The 17,641-nt window shown below is 70.4% G+C and carries 12 protein-coding genes; 5 read left to right on the top strand and 7 right to left on the bottom strand.

Features of this window, described 5'->3' with window-relative positions; genetic code table 11:
* Positions 1-67: 67 nt before the first annotated feature.
* The gene (locus tag ACFVXC_RS20730) at positions 68-715 is read right to left on the bottom strand and encodes a DsbA family protein (protein ID WP_389907109.1); all 648 of its coding nucleotides are present in this window, start codon (positions 713-715) and stop codon (positions 68-70) included.
* 164 nt (positions 716-879) lie between these two features.
* On the opposite strand from ACFVXC_RS20730, the gene pepN reads away from it, so the two are divergent.
* Positions 880-3,456, top strand: coding sequence for an aminopeptidase N (gene pepN, locus ACFVXC_RS20725; RefSeq protein WP_389907107.1), 2,577 nt, complete (start codon positions 880-882; stop codon positions 3,454-3,456).
* Between the two features lie 277 nt (positions 3,457-3,733).
* Positions 3,734-4,813 carry a hypothetical protein gene (locus ACFVXC_RS20720; RefSeq protein WP_389907105.1) on the top strand — a complete coding sequence of 360 codons (1,080 nt, stop codon included), beginning with the start codon at positions 3,734-3,736 and terminating at the stop codon, positions 4,811-4,813.
* A 143-nt stretch (positions 4,814-4,956) separates the two neighbouring features.
* On the opposite strand, the gene ACFVXC_RS20715 is transcribed toward ACFVXC_RS20720, so the two are convergent.
* The 5 genes from ACFVXC_RS20715 to ACFVXC_RS20695 form a co-directional block, all read right to left on the bottom strand.
* Positions 4,957-6,114 carry a serine hydrolase domain-containing protein gene (locus ACFVXC_RS20715; protein WP_389907103.1) on the bottom strand — a complete coding sequence of 386 codons (1,158 nt, stop codon included), beginning with the start codon at positions 6,112-6,114 and terminating at the stop codon, positions 4,957-4,959.
* 123 nt (positions 6,115-6,237) lie between these two features.
* A complete protein-coding gene (locus tag ACFVXC_RS20710) occupies positions 6,238-8,019 on the bottom strand; it encodes a TIGR03767 family metallophosphoesterase (protein ID WP_389907101.1) in 1,782 nt (593 codons plus the stop codon).
* A gap of 248 nt (positions 8,020-8,267) precedes the next feature.
* Entirely contained in the window at positions 8,268-8,723 is a 456-nt protein-coding gene (locus ACFVXC_RS20705) for an NUDIX hydrolase (RefSeq protein ID WP_389907099.1), read from the bottom strand.
* Between the two features lie 9 nt (positions 8,724-8,732).
* Positions 8,733-9,656: a pyridoxamine 5'-phosphate oxidase family protein gene (locus tag ACFVXC_RS20700; protein WP_389907097.1), complete on the bottom strand. Its 924-nt coding sequence runs from the start codon at positions 9,654-9,656 to the stop codon at positions 8,733-8,735.
* A 144-nt stretch (positions 9,657-9,800) separates the two neighbouring features.
* The gene (locus ACFVXC_RS20695) at positions 9,801-10,301 is read right to left on the bottom strand and encodes a VOC family protein (protein ID WP_389907095.1); all 501 of its coding nucleotides are present in this window, start codon (positions 10,299-10,301) and stop codon (positions 9,801-9,803) included.
* Between the two features lie 133 nt (positions 10,302-10,434).
* Between ACFVXC_RS20695 and ACFVXC_RS20690 the strand changes: the two genes are divergently transcribed.
* From ACFVXC_RS20690 to ACFVXC_RS20680, 3 genes are all read left to right on the top strand, one after another.
* A complete protein-coding gene (locus ACFVXC_RS20690; protein ID WP_389907093.1) occupies positions 10,435-11,013 on the top strand; it encodes a CGNR zinc finger domain-containing protein in 579 nt (192 codons plus the stop codon).
* Between the two features lie 248 nt (positions 11,014-11,261).
* The gene (locus ACFVXC_RS20685; protein WP_389907091.1) at positions 11,262-14,552 is read left to right on the top strand and encodes a S8 family serine peptidase; all 3,291 of its coding nucleotides are present in this window, start codon (positions 11,262-11,264) and stop codon (positions 14,550-14,552) included.
* 292 nt (positions 14,553-14,844) lie between these two features.
* Positions 14,845-15,861 carry an aspartate-semialdehyde dehydrogenase gene (locus tag ACFVXC_RS20680; protein ID WP_389907089.1) on the top strand — a complete coding sequence of 339 codons (1,017 nt, stop codon included), beginning with the start codon at positions 14,845-14,847 and terminating at the stop codon, positions 15,859-15,861.
* A 487-nt stretch (positions 15,862-16,348) separates the two neighbouring features.
* On the opposite strand, the gene ACFVXC_RS20675 is transcribed toward ACFVXC_RS20680, so the two are convergent.
* Complete coding sequence (locus ACFVXC_RS20675; protein WP_389907461.1) at positions 16,349-17,593, bottom strand: flavin-dependent oxidoreductase; 1,245 nt, start codon at positions 17,591-17,593, stop codon at positions 16,349-16,351.
* Between the last annotated feature and the right edge of the window lie 48 nt (positions 17,594-17,641).

Raw genomic sequence — 17,641 nt, 5'->3', positions numbered from 1 at the left:
TCCCCGAATCGTTCCTCTGAATCAGTCGGAATCGCTCCTCCGACTCAGTCGGAATCGTTCCTCTGGATCAGTCGAAGATCGGCCCCTGCTTACGCGTCCGCTTGATCTCGTAGAAGCCCGGCGTCGACGCCACGAGCAGCGTGCCGTCCCACAGCCTCGCCGCCGCCTCGCCCTTGGGTGCGGGTGTCACGACGGGGCCGAAGAAGGCGACCTGCTCGCCGTCCGCGCCGGGAACGGCGATGACAGGCGTGCCCACGTCCTGGCCCACCTTGTCGATGCCCTCCTGGTGGGAGGCGCGCAGCTGGGTGTCGTACTCGTCCGAGTCCGCGTAGTCCGCGAGGTCCTCGGGCAGACCGACGTCCTTGAGCGCGGAGACGACCGCGTCACGGGTCGGGCCCTCGCCGAGGTTGTGGAAGCGGGTGCCGAGGGCGGTGTAGAGCTTGCCGGTGTATTCGTCGCCGTGCTTCTGCTGAGCGGCGATGACCACGCGGACAGGGCCCCAGGCCTTCGTCTCCAGCATGTCGCGGTACTCCTCGGGCAGCTCGTCGAGCCGGTCCTCGTTCAGCACGGCGAGGCTCATGACATGCCAGCGGACCTCGACGTCGCGGACCTTCTCCACCTCCAGCATCCAGCGGGAGGTCATCCAGGCCCACGGGCACAGCGGGTCGAACCAGAAGTCCACAGGGGTCTTGCCGGGATTGCCGTTCTCGGACATGTCTCTCCCTAGGGGAATGCGTGCGCGCTTGGCCAGGGGAACGTCAGTGATCTACCTGGGCATTCCCGGATACCGCACGCTGGGGGCACATGCGAGGATCGTAGACATTCGTACAGGTCGTGCGATCCACGACTTCCCCTTGCGAGTACAAAGGAGTGCCGCCCGTGCCCGGTGAGAATCTTTCCCGCGACGAGGCCCAGGAGAGGGCCGCGCTGTTGTCCGTCGACGGGTACGAGGTCTTTCTCGACCTGCGCTCCGCGATCGGCGAGAGCGACCAGGAGCCGCGCACGTTCCGCTCCGTCACCACGATCCGCTTCCGCTCCGCCGAACCCGGCGCCACGAGCTTCGCCGACCTGATCGCGCCGAGCGTCACCGCGGTGTCCCTCAACGGCAAGGACCTGGACCCGTCCGAGGTCTTCGACGGCACCCGGGTCACCCTTGAGGACCTGGCCGCGGAGAACGAACTGGTGGTGGACGCCCAGTGCGCCTACAGCCGCACCGGCGAGGGCATGCACCGCTTCGTCGACCCGGAGGACGGCGAGGTCTACCTCTACACGCAGTACGAGCCCGCGGACTCGCGCCGCGTCTTCGCCAACTTCGAGCAGCCCGACCTGAAGGCGCCTTTCCGCTTCGAGGTGCGGGCTCCCGAGGGATGGACCGCGTGGTCCAACGGCTCCGGTGAACTGGTCGACGGAGTGTGGAAGTTCGCCGAGACGAAGGCGATCTCGACGTACATCACAGCGGTCGTCGCGGGCCCGTACCACTATGTGACGGACTCCTACAGCCGCACCTTCGAGGACGGCACGACGCTGGACATCCCGCTCGGCGCCCTGTGCCGGAAGGGGCTCGCCAAGCACTTCGACGCGGACGACGTCTTCCTTGTCACCAAGCAGGGGCTCGACTTCTTCCACGACAACTTCGACTACCCCTACCCCTTCGGGAAGTACGACCAGGCCTTCGTCCCGGAGTACAACCTGGGCGCGATGGAGAACCCCGGCCTCGTGACCTTCCGCGAGGAGTTCATCTTCCGCGGCAAGGTGACCCAGGCGTCGTACGAGCGCCGGGCCAACGTCATCCTGCACGAGATGGCGCACATGTGGTTCGGCGACCTCGTCACCATGCGCTGGTGGGACGACCTGTGGCTCAAGGAGTCCTTCGCCGACTTCATGGGCTCCTTCTCGATGGTCGAGGCGACGCGCTTCACCAACGGCTGGATCACCTTCGCCAACAACCGCAAGGCGTGGGCCTACCGCGCCGACCAGCTGCCCTCCACGCACCCGGTCACGGCCGACATCCGCGACCTGGAGGACGCCAAGCTCAACTTCGACGGGATCACGTACGCGAAGGGCGCGAGCGTCCTGAAGCAGCTCGTCGCCTACGTCGGACGTGACGCGTTCCTCGAGGGCGCGCGGCGCTACTTCAAGCGGCACGCGTACGGGAACACCCGGCTCGGCGACCTTCTCTCGGTCCTTGAGGAGACCTCGGGGCGCGACATGGCGTCCTGGTCGCAGTCGTGGCTCCAGACGGCGGGCGTCAACTCCCTCACTCCGCAGGTCATCCTGAACGCGGAGGGCCGGATCACCGAGCTCTCCGTGGTGCAGGAGGCCGCGGAGTCGCACCCCGAACTGCGGCCGCACCGCGTGGCCGTGGGCCTCTACCGCCGCACCCCCGAGGGCGACCTGACGCGGTACGCGCGCGCGGAGGTCGACGTCGAGGGCCCCCGTACGACCGTCGACGATCTTGCCGGTGCCGAGGCGCCCGAGCTGGTCCTGGTCAACGACGACGACCTGACGTACTGCAAGATCCGCTTCGACGAGACCTCCCTCGACACGCTGCGGCAGCACCTGGGCGACATCACCGACCCGCTCGCCCGCGCCCTGTGCTGGTCGGCGCTGTGGAACCTCACCCGGGACGCGCTCATGCCCGCGCGGGACTTCATCGGGCTCGTGCTGCGGTTCGCGGAGCGCGAGAGCGACATCGGTGTCCTTCAGATGCTGCACACCTGGGCGGACTCGGCCCTCACCTTCTACGCGGCCCCCGAGTGGCGCGAGGAAGGCGGGCGTGCGCTCGCCGAGAGCGCGCTGCGGGAGCTGCGGCTTTCGGAGCCCGGCAGCCAGCACCAGCTGACGTGGGCGAGGTTCTTCGCCGCGGTGGCCTCTTCGGAGGCCGATCTCCAGCTGCTGCGGGGCCTCCTTGCGGGGACGGCGAAGATCGACGGCCTGGACGTCGACCAGGAGCTGCGCTGGTCCTTCCTCGGCCCGCTGGCCGCGACCGGCGTCGCCGACGAGCAGACGCTCGCCGCCGAACTGGCCCGGGACGACACGGCTTCGGGCAAGCGGCACCAGGTGCGGCTGCTCGCCGCTCGGCCCTCCGAGGCGGTCAAGGCGCAGGCCTGGGCCTCCGTGGTGGAGTCCGACTCGCTGTCCAACGCGTTGGTGGGGGCGACGATCTCGGGGTTCGCACGGGCCTCGCAGCGTGAGCTGATCGCTCCGTACGCGCCCAAGTACTTCGCCGCCATCGAGCGGGTGTGGGCCGAGCGGTCCATCCAGATCGGGATGGACGTGGTGAAGGGTCTCTTCCCGCACCTCCAGGACGATCAGGGGACGCTGGAGGCGGCGGACGCGTGGCTCGCGTCCCATGAGTCGGCCGCGCCGGCACTGCGACGGCTCGTCCTTGAGGCCCGGGACGACCTCGCCAGGTCACTGCGGGCGCAGGGTTGCGATTCGGCTGCCGCTTCCTAGGTCAAACAGGGTGGGCGCACCGTCAGTTGCCGCTCGGCGGCTCCGGCGACGCGCCCACCCGTAGGGCCCGCGGAGGATGAGGATCCTGCGGAGGGGGCCTGCGGGGGCTGCGGGGGGGGGCTGCGGAGGGGCCTGAGCGCGACTCCTGGAACGTACCCAGCGTAAACGGACCTTTTCGGCAGTCGAACGTCTGCACTTTAGTGCGGGGTTGTCCGGTTATGTCGACGGGCGTGTAACAGCGGTTAGGGGATGGATCAGCAGCGGGAAGGGCCCCGTCATGAACCACAACACCCCGCTCTCCCCCCGCCCCCTCCACCACCTCGCCGACGTCCAGCGCCGCGTGATGAGCACCGCCCAGCTCCGCGCCCACGGCATCGCCGCAGCCGACGTCGCGGCGCACTGCCGCCCGGAAGGGCCCTGGCAGCAGCTGCTCCCGGGGGTCTGCCTGCTGCACCCGGGGCCGCCGACCAGCGAAGAGCGCCTGCACGGCGCCCTGTTGTTCGCCGGCCGGCCGCCGGCCAAGGCGGCGAAGACCGTGCCCGCACAGCCCTGCGCGGACACCCCCCACGCCCCGTACGCCGACGCCCTGATCACGGGACTCGCGGCGCTCACCCTGCACCGCTTCTCGTCCGCTCCCCCGCTGCTCTCCCTGGACCGCATCGACGTCCTGCTCCCCCGCACACGGCGGCTGCGGTCCACCGGTTTCGTCCGCCTCGTGCGGACCCAGGCGCTGCCGACCGCCGTACAGATCGCCGGAGTTCCGGTGGCCCCGGTGCCGCGTGCGCTGGCCGACGCCGTGGCGGGGCTCTCCGAGGCGAGCGCGGTGCGCAGGCTGCTCACGGAGGCGGTGCGCGGTGGACACTGTGAACCGGCCGCCGTCGTCTGGGAGTTGAACCAGGCGAAGCTGCTCACCCGCCCGCATGTCGTGGACGCGGTGGACTCACTGCTCGCCGAAGGCCGTGCCATCGCCGAGGACCGTCTCTACCGAATGGTCGCCGAGCACGGCCTGCCCGATCCGCTGTGGAACGTCGACCTGCGATTGCCCGGCGGGCCGCACCTCGGGGGCGTCGACGCCTACTGGCCCGATCTGGCCGTCGCGATCGAGCTGGACACGCGGGCACCCCGGCAGGGTTTCCGGGAGAGCGTCCAGGAGGACTTCCGGCAGGACGACGACGCGCAGTGGTCCGAACACGCCCGCAAGCGCGAGCACCTGGAGCGGCTCGGCATCACGGTCGTCCATCTGACGCCCAAGAAACTGCGCGAGTCCCTCGAACAGCAGGCGACCGTCATGCGGACCGCGCTGATGGCCTCGGCCGACCGCGACCCGGCCGCGTATGTGGTCGTACTGCCCAGATAGCGCGCGACAACGCGCGGCGGGTGCCGACCGGGGTACCGACAGGGGTACCGACAGGGGTGCCGACAAGAGGGGAGTGAGGAGGGGCGGGGCCCGGGCGACGGGCCCCGCCCCCTCTCACGTACGCGGCTCGCCGAGCCCGTACGTCACTTGGCGCAGAACTCCGCGTCGAGGACCGAGGCCCAGTCGCCGCCCGGGCCGTTGAAGTTCAGGGCGAGCGCATGCCCGCCGTCCTCGGTCGCCAGCGCCATCGTCGACGAACCGTGGATGTCACCGCCATGCCCCCAGACGACGGTGCCGCAGGAGGTCGTACGGCGCGCAAGGCCGAGCCCGTACCGCTGGTTGCGTTCGTCGTCCCCCTGCGAGACGGTCGTCTTCATCTCGGCCAGCTGCTTCTTCGGCAGGAGCTTGCCGCGCAGCAGGGCCGTGTAGAAGCGGTTCAGGTCCGCCGAGCTGGAGATCATCTCGCCTGACGCGCCCGCCACGGACGGGTTGAGCTCCGTCACGTCGTGGTTCTTGGCATCCGGCGCGTCGGACAGTTTCGTGTACGCGCGTGAACTCGGCTTCGGCATCGACGCGTTCGTGCCCGGCACCTCGGTGCCACCCAGGTGGAGCGGCTCGATGACGCGCTGCTCGATCTGGTCCGCGTACGACTCTCCCGTCACCTTCTCGATGATCATGCCGGCGAGGATGTAGTTGGTGTTGGAGTAGTTCCAGCCCGTGCCGGGGTCGAAGTCCGGCTTGTGGCGCATGGCGATGGCGACCTCCTGCTCGGGGGTCCAGGTGTCGTAGCGGTGCGCGAGGAACTTCTCGGTGAACACCTTGTCCTGGAAGCCGGCGTCGGCCGTCACGTTGAAGATGCCGCTCGTGTGGTTGAGGAGCTGGCGCACCGTGATGTGGTCGCCGTCGTGGCCGTGGCCCTCGACCACGCCGGGCAGCCACCGCCCCACCTTGTCGTCGAGGCTCAGCTTTCCCTCGGCGACCAGTTGGAGCACCACCGTCGAGACGAACGTCTTGGTGTTGCTGCCGATGCGATAGCGGTCGTGGGCACCGCGCGGGCTCTGGCGTTCGAGGTCGCCGATGCCCGCGGCGGAGTTCCAGGCCCTGTGCTTCTCCTGCCTGGCCTGCGCGGTCACACCCGCGGCGTCCTCGTTCAGGGCTGCTTCCATCGCCTTCTGTGTCGCCCGGTGCCGGTCTCCGTTTCCCGGCGCGGCGCCCAGCGCCGGGGCCGCGAACGCTCCCGCTGTCACCGCCATGGCCACTCCCGCGGCCACGCCCATCAAAGCTCTCTTGCGCGCTGACATCTCTCCCCCTTGTTCACGACGTGCTGTTCACGACGTGCTGTTCACGACGTGCTGTTCACGACGTCCAGGGGGACTCATGGGCCCGATGTGGAGGTTGACCGCCTCACGCGGGTTGAGCGGTTTTCAGCCCTTCTTCAGGATCAGTTCCGTGTTCCGGTCGCCCGGCTCACCGCCGAGGGCGGGCTTGGCGCCGGGGGCGTTGAAGGAGAGTTCGCGGTAGAGCGCGGCGAGGCCGGTCTGCGAGAGATCGGCGTAATCCGTGCGGTGCGGGGCCGATGACTCGATGAGGGTGGTGAAGAGGGAGAGCGTGCCGTCGTGGTTGTCGCTCAGTTCCACCACGCGGGCCAGCTGCGGGAAGTCGATGTGCGAGGCCGTGGAGACCTCCCAGAAGGAGCCGTGCGGGGTCTGGTGCGCGGTGATGTCGTTCTTGTGGCTGTGCCCGTTGACCCAGGCGAGCACGGAGCGGTGGCGGGCGAGAAGGGCGACGATCTCGTCACCTCCGTGCCTGGCCTCGCGCGGGCGGCCCGGGTCCTGGCGCAGATTGCGCATGGTCCTGCTGGTGTGGTGGCTGAAGACGATGACGTACGAACCGCCGCCGTTCTTCTCCTCGTTCGCCTTCAGCTCCCGCTCCAGCCAGTCCATCTGGGCCTTGCCGAGCGAGCCTTCGTAGTGGCCGCCGGGGTCCGTCGAGTCCAGGCTGATGCCGAGTACGTCCTCGCTGATGCGGAAGGAGTAGTACTGGGTGCCCGCGTCGAGGTTCTCCTGCGTGTAGCCGTGTCCGGCAGGGCCGTGGCCCTTGTACGCCGGGTCGAGATGGGCCTTGACGTACTCGGCGGGGGTGAAGGGGGCGCGGCTCTCGTCCGGGGTGACCGAACGCATCCGCCGCGCCTCGCTCTTGAGCAGCTCCTTGAACCGCGCGCCCTTGGGGTCGCGGCCCTTCTTGACGGCCTTCCACAGGGCGGCGCCGCGTGACTCGTCGAGGGACATCAGCTTCTTCCCACCGACGGCGAACTCGGTGAAGTACGAGTCCCCCGGCCCCCAGCAGCCGCCGGGCAGCGCGTCGTGGTTGCCGACGGTCGAGTACCAGGGAAGCCCGAGGCCGGGGCTGTTGACCTCGCGCAGCGCCGCGTCCAGGAAGCCGTCGACGTGCGGGAAGCCGAGGGCCTTGTCGGAGTCGCGGAGGTCGTCGTCCGGGTGCCAGTACAGCTTGAGGCCGCTGTCCTGGACGCCTTCGTAGCGGCGCGGATCACCGGTGTTGGGGGTGATGCGCCCGCCGCTCATGGTCTTGAGGAACCAGTCCAGCTCGGAGCGGGAGTTGTTGTCGGTGTTGTCGCCCGTCGTCACCACGCAGTGCAGCGGCGATCCGGTGGCGGGCGCGCCGCGCAGCGCGTTGACCCGCTCGACGAGCGCGACCGCGCCGGCCACCGAGAGGGCCTCCTGCGGGCGCCAGGCACTGGCGGTCTGGGCACGCAGGTACTCGTACCGCAGCGGGTGCTGCACGTCGACCAGATGCAGGTCGGTGAATTGGACGAACGCGGCGAGCGAGGTACGCCGTTGCTCGCGGCCGCTCTTGGCGGCGGCCAGGTCACCGCGGACCACCCGGTCCCAGGCGGGCCCGTCGCCCAGGCGCCGGTAGCCGGAGGTGCCGCGCGGGGCGGCGACGGTACGCAGGGTGGTGCCGTCCCGGTAGGGCGTCAGGGGCGCGGCGGGCGCCTGACGGGAGAGTGCGACGGGGGCGGGCCCGGCGGTGGCGGCGTGGCTGCTCGCGGGCCGCATCGCGTATCCGATACCGGCGGAGAGGGAGACGGCCGCGGTGGTCGCGAGGAAGGCCCGGCGGTCCACGGCACGGACGGCGGAATGGGTGGCGGTCTGGGCGGCGGTGGCGACGTTGCGTATGCGCGACATGGCGCGGTCTCCCCGGTTGCGAACGCGTCGGCAGTGGTCGCGGGGAGCTCCGCAGTAGGCGAGATTCCCGCTCGTACTGGATCGTTTACATCCGGGATGACCTGCGCGTTAACGAGACAGCAACGGGCAACGCCGATCACCGTACGTGGATCACCGGGCACCCTGCGCGGTCACGCACCCCTCTCCGGACGGAGAGGAAGCGGTCACTCCACGTTCACCTTTCGGGGAAGGCGAGGCGCCGCGCGGCCTCAGGAGGGCACCGTCAGGTGTCCGTCGTCGGGCCGGTTCCGCCACAGGTCGAGCCCGATGTCGACGAGCCCGACCCGGTCGAGTCCGGGGACGGCGTCGAGGTGGTGCCAGGCGGCGAGATCGGTGGAACCGTCCCGCTCGTGCCGCAGCTCGCCGCCGGCGATCCGCGCCTCGTAGACGATCCGCAGGCCGTGGAAGTCGGCGACGGCGCCGAGCTTGCGCGGGTAGCGCCGACGCAGCGAGTCGACGCCGAGCAGCGTCACGGGCTCGACGGCGTACCCCGTCTCCTCGTCGGCCTCGCGGATCACCGTGTCGTACGGATCCTCCCCGTGGTCCATCCCGCCGCCGGGCAGCGTCCAGCGCTTGCTGCCGTCGCCCGCCACCCACCGGGCGAGCAGCAGCTGTCCGTCCTGAACGCATACGGCGTAGGCCGCCACCCGGAGTTCTTTATGCACAGAGTGACGCTAGTCCTCCTGGCGGGGATTGGCAGGGGAGTACTCCGGAGAGGTCCAGCTCCAGGGGCTCGCGCCGAGGGTCTGGACCGCCTCGGTGAGGGTGAAGCGGACCGTGCGGGTCCCGTCGCCGCCGTGTTCGGTGCGGGCCGTGCCGGTGAGCTGGAGGCTGATGCCGGTCACCCAGTCGAGGAAGAGGAGCCCGGCGCGGGGGTCGGTGGCGAGGTTGCCCAGGGACAGGAACATGGAGTTGCCCGGGAAGTCGTCCCACTCCAGCGTGTACGGAGAGGTGACACGGACGAAGCCGGGATTGCCGCCCCGGTGACTGGCGTCGGCGCCTTCCGCGTGGACGGTGGCGAGGAAGAAGGTGTCCGCCTCGGCCAGGAACGCGCGCTGGTCGCCGGTGAGCTTGACTCCGTGGCGCGGCGCGGACGGGCGGCCCGGCATGGCACCGGGCGGGAGCTGCCGCTTCTGGATGTACTTCGGGCAGTTCGAGAAGACCTGATCGGCCTCGATCGCCAGGCCCCGGGGGGTCGGCCGCGCCCGGCCGTTCAGCCGCATGCGGCGCCGGGTGCGGGGGTCCAGGGCGATGGTGCCCACGGGGGTGCCCTCCTCCGCGAGGGCCCGCGCGAGGGGGTCGGCCCGGCGAAGGCCGCCCGCGATCGATATCTGGTTCGGCCCTGTGGCCCGTACGAACCCGGGGGCGCCGGTGAGCAGCGAGGCCCATACGGCGCCGCCTGCCCCGCCCGACCCGTCCGACCCGTCCGACCCGTCCGCGCCGCCGATCACCAGCATGGGCTGGAGCTCCAGGAAGGCGGCGGCGACGGGACGGATGCCGTCGCCGATGGACCGGCCCACGTGGTCGGCCAGTTCCCGCACACCGACGAGATCCTGAACGGCGCGTGAGCCGTGGTGGTAAGGGGCGTGGGAAGTCATGTCGCTCCTGCCGAGCAATCAGGTGGGCAGCGCCCGAAGGGGCGCGGGGAACCGCGCGAAGAGGCGCGGGGAACCGCATGATCGATCACGGACAACCCGCGTACGGCGGACGGCACTCCGCCGCGGAAGTGAGCGGGCCGGGGACTAGAAGAAGCCGCACGTCGGCGCAGCCGCCACCGGGGCACGGCCCGATGCGCCCACGTCGGCGTAAATCTCAAGGCGCGTGCCGTCAGGGTCGTGGAAGAAGATCCCGCCCGACGCCGAGCCCTCACCGTGCGGGACGACCCCTTCGTACGCGAACTCCACCCCGTACGCCCGCAGCGCGCCCTCGTACTCCCTGACCCGCTCGATCGTGTCGACCTCGATCGCGAGGTGGTGCAGGCCCGCGTTCCCCGCGCAGTACGCGGCGTCGGCCTGCTGCCAGAGCGTGAGCACGGGCCGCCCACTCCCTTGGCCGCCCTCCTGGCCACTCCCCTGGCCGCCCTCCTGACTGCTCTCCCCGAGGAAGGCGTAGCGGCGGCCCTCCTCCTTGCCCTCGCCGAGCACGCCGTAGCCGAGCACGTCCCGGTAGAACGCGAGCGAGCGCTCCAAGTCGGTGACGTTCAGGCCGATGTGGCCGGTGCGCGGTGCGGTGGACGTCGTCATGGCTCTCCCCTTGGCTGCTTCGGCCGCCTCGGCCGCTCTGCTTGCTAACCGTTGAAAGTAACGTTAAGGGTTAGATGTCGAGCCCGTCAACCGGTCACGTAGACTTGAGCGGTTAGCATCGAAGGGAACGCCCATGCCCGACGCCAGGCCCGCCACCGAGGCCACCGTCAAGGCCCCGCACGACCCCCGCCCGCTCGTCGGCGAGCCGCTCTCCCTCGATCTGCTCAACACCGTCTGGAATCACGACGGCGTGCGCCGGGACCTGCTCACGGACACCGAAGGGCTCGCGCTCTGGCTCGCGGCGAACGGCCTCGGCACGCGCTTCGCCGCCGACGGGCCGACCCTGGCGAACGTGCTGCGCGCCCGCGACGCGCTCGCGTCCGCCGTGGAATCGCCCGGCGCCCCTGCGGGCGTCGCCCGCGTCGACGAGGTCCTGGGGCACGGCCGCATCCGCGCGACCCTCACCTCGGAAGGCCCCGGCGAGGAGCCCGAGTTCGAGGATCCGGCGTGGGGTGCGGCCTGGCTCGCGGCGCGCGACTACCTGAACCTCCTCGCCACCGCGCCCGACCGGATCCGCGGCTGCGCCCACGACACGTGCGTCCTGCACTTCTTCGACACCTCGCGCAACGGCACGCGCCGCTGGTGCTCCATGGCGGCCTGCGGCAACCGCGCGAAGGCGTCGCGGCACTACGCGCGCTCGCGCGAGAGCTGACCCCACCGGGCCCCACCAGACCCCACCGGGCCCCACCGGGCCCGACCGGATCCCGCCGGACCCCCGAGAATTTCCCGGAGCAAGTCCCTTTATCCACCGCCTTGTCCGGCATGGCGGATGGCGGAATTACGTCATGCCCTGATCACAGCTCGGACAACTCTCCCCAAACAGCAGTCACTTACGTAAGGCTGAGCGGTCATCCGGTTCCGGATTCCGGACCTTTTCGACCTTTACGTACAGGGACGCTGATGCACAGATCCAGTGCTAGACGCACGACCCGTCTCGCGATAGCCGTCGGCCTGACCGCCGCGCTCTCCGCCGCCGGGCCCATACCCATGGCCCTCGCGGCCGACGGCGACCCCGGGGGGCAGACCACCCCCAAGTCCGCCGACGAGAAACTCGGTTCGGCCGACGCCGATCTGCTCGCCACCGCGAAGGCGGACGGCGAGAAGACCGTCACGATGATGATCGCCACCGCGCCCGGCGCCACCGAGCAGGTCGCCGACCAGCTCGACGCCGTCAAGGGCGGCTCGGTCGGCCGGACGTACGACAAGCTCGGCTACGTACGCGCCACCGTGCCCACCGCGAAGGCCGAAGCGGCCATCAAGGCCGCGGGGAAGCTGTCGTCCGTGCACGGCATCGATCTGCGGCACGAGATCGAGCTCGACGACCCGACGCCCTCCGCCGACCGGGCCAAGGGCGCGAAGGCCGCCGACAAGGGGACGTACGCGGGGCCCGGCAAGAACACCCCGGCGAAGAACCCGTACAACCCGTCCTTCGAGACGGGCGCCGTCGACTTCGTGCAGAAGAACCCGAAGGCGGACGGCCGCGGCACCACCATCGGCATCCTGGACTCCGGCGTCGACCTCGCCCACCCCGCACTCCAGAAGACCACCACGGGCGAGCGGAAGATCACCGACTGGGTGACCGCGACCGACCCGATCGTGGACGCGGACGGCACCTGGCGGCGGATGACCAACCCCGTCTCAGGCCCCGTCTTCACCTGGGAGAGCGAGACGTGGAAGGCGCCCGCGGGCTCCTACCAGGTCAACCGCTTCCGCGAGTCGGCCACCACCGGCGGTGACGCCAACGGCGACATCAACCGCGACGGCGACACCACCGACAGCTGGGGCGTGCTCTACGACCCGGCGGCCGGGACGGTCCGCGTCGACCTGAACGACAACAACGACTTCACCGACGACGAGGTGCTCAAGCCGTACAAGGAAGACCACCAGGTCGCCTACTTCGGCAAGGACGACCCGGCGACCGACGTCGTCGAGCGCGTCCCCTTCGTCGTCGAGATCCGCAAGGACGTGCCGACCGACCCGTACGGCGGCGACTGGGTCGGCAAGAAGGCCGACTTCGTCAACATCGGCGTCATCGAGTCCGAGCACGGCACGCACGTCGCGGGCATCACCGCGGCCAACGGCCTGTTCGGCGGCAAGAAGATGAACGGCGCGGCGCCCGGCGCCAAGCTGGTCTCCTCGCGCGCCTGCACCTGGAGCGGCGGCTGCACGAACGTCGCGCTCACCGAGGGCATGATCGACCTCGTGACGAAGCGCGGCGTCGACATCGTGAACATGTCGATCGGCGGGCTTCCGGCCCTGAACGACGGCAACAACGCGCGCGCACTGCTCTACACGCGCCTCATCGACGACTACGGCGTCCAGCTGGTGATCTCCGCGGGCAACTCCGGCCCCGGCGCGAACACCATCGGTGACCCCGGCCTCGCCGACAAGGTCATCTCCGTCGGCGCCTCCATCTCCAAGGAGACCTGGGCCGCCAACTACGGCTCCGCCGTGGAGAAGTCGTACGCGATGATGCCGTTCTCCTCGCGCGGTCCGCGCGAGGACGGCGGCTTCGCGCCGATCATCTCCGCGCCGGGCTCGGCCATCAACACCACGCAGACCTGGCTGCCGGGCGCCCCGGCAGCCGAGGCGGGCTACAAGCTCCCGGCCGGCTACTCGATGCTGCAGGGCACGTCGATGGCGTCCCCGCAGGCGGCAGGCGCCTCGGCGCTCCTCCTCTCCGCCGCCAAGCGCGAGCACATCGGCCTGACCCCGGCCAAGCTGCGCACGGCCCTCACCTCGACGGCGAGCCACATCCGCGGTGAGCAGGCGTACGCGCAGGGCACAGGCCTGATCGACGTCGTCGACGCCTGGAAGGCCATCGAGGACGACGCGAAGGCGTACACGTACACGGTGAAGGCCCCGGTCGACACCGCGCTCGACCAGGAGCTGAAGAAGCCCGGCACCGGCGTCTACGACCGCGAGGGCGGCCTGAAGACCGGCGAGAAGCGGAGTTACGACGTCACGATCACCCGCACCTCGGGCCCTGACCGCTCCGTCCGTCACGAGCTGGACCTGGTCAACAACCACGAGGGCACCTTCCGCCTGCTCGGCGACGACGACGTGAAGCTGCCGCTGAACAAGCCGGTCACCGTCAAGGTGCAGGCGAAGGCCAAGTCGGCCGGTCTGCACAGCGCGATCCTGACCGTCGACGACGAGCGCACCGAGGGCGTCGACCAGCAGATCATGTCGACGGTCGTCGTGTCGTCGCCGCTCGCGCAGCCCGCGCACACGTTCTCGGCCTCCGGTTCGGTGCAGCGCAACAGCACCCAGTCGTACTTCGTGACGGTCCCCAAGGGCGCCAAGTCCCTTGAGGTGGCGCTCGGCGGCCTGAAGGGCAAGAGCCAGACGCGGTTCATCGCGGTGCACCCGTACGGCGTCCCGATCGACTCGACGTCGTCGCTCGTCTGCTACTCGAACTACGACAACCCGGCCAACACCTGCCGCCCCGACCTGCGTTCGTACCCCGAGCCGCAGGCGGGCGTGTGGGAGATCGAGGTCGAGTCGCGCAGGACGTCCCCGCTCCTGGACAACCCCTACAAGCTGGACGTCTCCACTCTGGGGGTCGCCTTCGACCCGGCCGTGCAGACGGTTCCGGAGGCGAAGGTCGGTACGCCGACGCCCGTCTCCTGGAAGGTGACGAACAACTTCGCCGCGGTGGACGGCAAGCTGAAGGGCGGCTCGCTCGGCTCTGCGAAGGCGGCACGGCCGTCGATCAAGCAGGGTGAGACGCAGACGACGACCGTGGTCGTGCCCGAGGGCGCGGAGCGGCTCGACGTCGCCATCGGGTCGACGGCGGACGTCGCGGCCGACCTGGACCTGTCGGTCCTGAAGGACGGCAAGGTCGTGGGCTCGTCGGCGGAGGGCGACTCGGAGGAGTCCGTCAGCCTCACGAAGCCCGCGGCGGGGACGTACGAGATCAAGGTGGTGGGCTACTCGGTACCGTCCGGCACCACCGCGTACGACTACCGCGACGTCTTCTTCTCGGGCGCGCTCGGTTCCGTCAAGGTCGACGGTTCGGCGCCGGTGAAGCTGGCGAACGGGGCATCCGCCCAGGTCACCGCCGAGGTCGCGGCGGACGCACCCGCGGCCGACGGACGCCAGCTGTTCGGTGAGGTGGCTCTCCTGAACGGGCGGGGCACGGTTACCGGCACGGGCAGCGTCCTGATCGAGAAGGTGACGGCTCCGTAGCAGCCGCCGATCACACGCACCGGCCGGGCTGGATGGTCTCAGCCCGGCCGGTGCTTCGCGTCCGGCGTGTGTCCGCGCCGCTCAGCACTTCATCCCCTTCCCTTGCCGCGGCTCCCGCTCGATCCGGGTCCGATCCGGGTCCGATCCGGGTCCGATCCGGGTTCGATCAAGGTGCGCGGAAATGTGACATCCCGAACTCCGGACAATGGATTGGACAAGGCGACCGTGGACAGACGCATGATGGAACGCACAGGCCAACGCCTATGCCCATGCACATACGGAGGACATCCCTGTGAAGGTCGGAATCGTCGGAGCCACCGGTCAGGTCGGCACGGTCATGCGCAAGATCCTCGTCGAGCGGGACTTCCCCGTCGACGAGCTGCGCCTGTTCGCATCGGCCCGCTCGGCCGGCTCGACCCTCGACGGTGTGACGGTCGAGGACGCCTCCACGGCCGACTACAGCGGCCTTGACATCGTCCTGTTCTCGGCCGGTGGCGCCACGTCGAAGGCGCTCGCCGAGAAGGTCGCGTCGCAGGGCCCCGTCGTGATCGACAACTCGTCGGCCTGGCGGATGGACCCCCAGGTCCCGCTGGTCGTCTCCGAGGTCAACCCGCACGCGATCGCGGACCGCCCCAAGGGCATCATCGCCAACCCGAACTGCACGACGATGGCCGCCATGCCGGTCCTCAAGCCGCTGCACAAGGAGGCCGGGCTCACCGCGCTCGTCGTGGCGACCTACCAGGCCGTGTCCGGCTCGGGCCTCGCCGGTGTCGACGAGCTCTTCGAGCAGGTCAAGAAGGTCGGCGACGACGCGCCCAAGCTCACGCACGACGGCTCGGCCACCGAGTTCCCGGCGTCGAACAAGTACGTCGCGCCGATCGCGTACAACGTCCTTCCGATGGCGGGCTCCATCGTCGACGACGGTCTGAACGAGACCGACGAGGAGCAGAAGCTCCGCAACGAATCCCGCAAGATCCTGGAGATCCCGGACCTCAAGGTCTCCGGCACCTGCGTCCGCGTGCCGGTCTTCACCGGTCACTCCCTCCAGGTCAACGCCCGTTTCGAGCGTCCGCTGAGCGCCGAGCGCGCCACCGAGATCCTCGCGTCGGCCGAGGGTGTCGTCCTCACGGACGTCCCGACCCCGCTGGTCGCCGCGGGCAAGGACGACGCCTTCGTGGGCCGTATCCGCAACGACGAGACGGCTGAGAACGCCCTGGCCTTCTTCATCTCCGACGACAACCTCCGCAAGGGCGCCGCGCTGAACGCGGTGCAGATCGCGGAGCTGGTGGCGGCCGAGCTCAAGGGCTGAAGCTCAAGGGCTGAAGCTCAAGGGCTGAAGCTCATGAGCTGAGGTCTCGCATACGCCGATGGGGGCGGGCGCCGATGTCTATTCGGTGCCCGCCCCCTTCGCGTACCCCAGTGCTGGGTCGAGACGGAGACCCCGCCGTAGGCCAGGCCCCACGCGAGGTGCGGACTCTCCAGGAGGGATTGACGCCGGTCGCCGCCGGGCGCGGGGCGATGCCGCTGTGCCGCCCCACGGCGGAGTACCACGGGCGGCGTGACGTCATGTGCCGAGTGTCACGGGTGGGGAAGGGTGGGGGCGGATGGGAGCTGGCGGCCTTCAGACGTCGCTGTTCCCCGACCCCGCCCCTTCTCCGAAAACCGACTGCCCCGACCCGGCCCCTTCCCGGGAACCCACTGCCCCGACCCCGCCCCTCCCCGAGAACCCACTGCGCGGGGCGTCCGCGAACGCCGGCCGGGAGCCGGGCTGGATACTTCCAGGGAAAGAAGCACCGCTACCAATACCCCCGCATCCTCCGATACCCCTCCCCCAGCCCCGCCAACTCCTCTCCCGTCAGAACGTCCTCCACCCGAGCGAAGCCCTCCGGGGCGCGCTCAGCCACCACCCGCAACACCTCATCCACCGGCATCGCCCGATTCGCCAGGGCAACCGCGTTGGCCGGCCCCCACCGCTCCGCCTCGTAGGCACGCAGTCCGCCCACCCGGTCCACCCCGGCGTGGGCCACGCACCGCGCGAGCGCCCGCGCGTCGAGCACCGCCTCCGAGCCCCCGCTCGACCCCACGGGGTACATCGGATGGGCCGCGTCACCGAGCAGGGTCACCGGGCCACGGCCCCACCACGGCAGCGGGTCACGGTCCACCATCGGGTACTCCAGGATCCGCCCCGTCGACCCGGTCGCGGCGAGCAGCGCGGGCACGTCAAGGTCTCCGATCCGCCACCCGGAGAAGTGCGGAAGCACATCGGACAGGCGTCCCGAACGGTTCCAGTCCGCGGGGCCCTGCGCCCCGTGGTGGTGCACCGGATACCGCACCTCGGCCACCCAGTTGAGCAGCGCGCGCCCCCGTACCTCCGCCTCCCGCGAGATCGGGTAGACGACGAGCTTCGTGGCCGCGTTGCTGCCCGCGATCGCCATCGTCCGGCCGCCGAGCACCGGCGCCCACTCGGTGACGCCCCGCCACATGCGGACGCCGTTCCACAGCGGCGGCCCCTCCCCGGGATGCAGGCAGGACCGGACCGCCGAGTACAGGCCGTCGGCCCCGACCAGGGCCCGCACCGGCACCACGAACTCCCGCCCGCGCCACACGTCCCGCAGGGTCACCCGCACCACCCCCGCCCCCTCCGGCTCGGCGTGCCGCACGTACGCCGTACCGGTCTGGACAGCGTTGTCGCCGAGGCGGTCGCGCACCGCGTCCAGGAGGATCAGCTGGAGCGCGCCGCGGTGCAAGGAGTACTGGGGCCAGTGGTGGCCGCGGGCGAGGCCGAGCGGCTCGCCCCAGATGTGGTTGCCGTGCCGGTCGAAGTGCAGCATCCCGGCGGTCGGTACGGCCGTCGCGGCCAGTTCGGCGCCGAGGCCCAGTTCCGTCAACTCGCCCACCGCGTGCGGGAGGAGGTTGATGCCGACCCCGGCGGGCCGCAGCGAGTCGACCGCGTCCACGACCCGCACCCCGATGCCCGCGGCGTGCAGACCGAGCGCGGTGGTGAGCCCGCCGATCCCGGCTCCCACGACGAGCACGTCGATCACGGGGCGCACCCCGCGCCGGGTAATCGTCGCAATCCTGGTAATCGC

The sequence above is a fragment of the Streptomyces sp. NPDC058257 genome (assembly GCF_042881845.1).
Taxonomy (GTDB): Bacteria; Actinomycetota; Actinomycetes; order Streptomycetales; family Streptomycetaceae; genus Streptomyces.
The sequence above is the reverse complement of the archived record's forward strand: the minus strand, read 5'-3'. Positions and strand labels throughout refer to the sequence as shown.

What these genes read in the sequence shown, in the direction of transcription:
- ACFVXC_RS20715 (WP_389907103.1), bottom strand. Translation starts at nt 6,114, where the DNA reads ATGTCAGCGCGCAAGAGAGCTTTGATGGGCGTGGCCGCGGGAGTGGCC.
- ACFVXC_RS20685 (WP_389907091.1), top strand. Translation starts at nt 11,262, where the DNA reads ATGCACAGATCCAGTGCTAGACGCACGACCCGTCTCGCGATAGCCGTC.
- ACFVXC_RS20695 (WP_389907095.1), bottom strand. Translation starts at nt 10,301, where the DNA reads ATGACGACGTCCACCGCACCGCGCACCGGCCACATCGGCCTGAACGTC.
- ACFVXC_RS20700 (WP_389907097.1), bottom strand. Translation starts at nt 9,656, where the DNA reads ATGACTTCCCACGCCCCTTACCACCACGGCTCACGCGCCGTTCAGGAT.
- ACFVXC_RS20720 (WP_389907105.1), top strand. Translation starts at nt 3,734, where the DNA reads ATGAACCACAACACCCCGCTCTCCCCCCGCCCCCTCCACCACCTCGCC.
- ACFVXC_RS20690 (WP_389907093.1), top strand. Translation starts at nt 10,435, where the DNA reads ATGCCCGACGCCAGGCCCGCCACCGAGGCCACCGTCAAGGCCCCGCAC.
- ACFVXC_RS20730 (WP_389907109.1), bottom strand. Translation starts at nt 715, where the DNA reads ATGTCCGAGAACGGCAATCCCGGCAAGACCCCTGTGGACTTCTGGTTC.
- ACFVXC_RS20710 (WP_389907101.1), bottom strand. Translation starts at nt 8,019, where the DNA reads ATGTCGCGCATACGCAACGTCGCCACCGCCGCCCAGACCGCCACCCAT.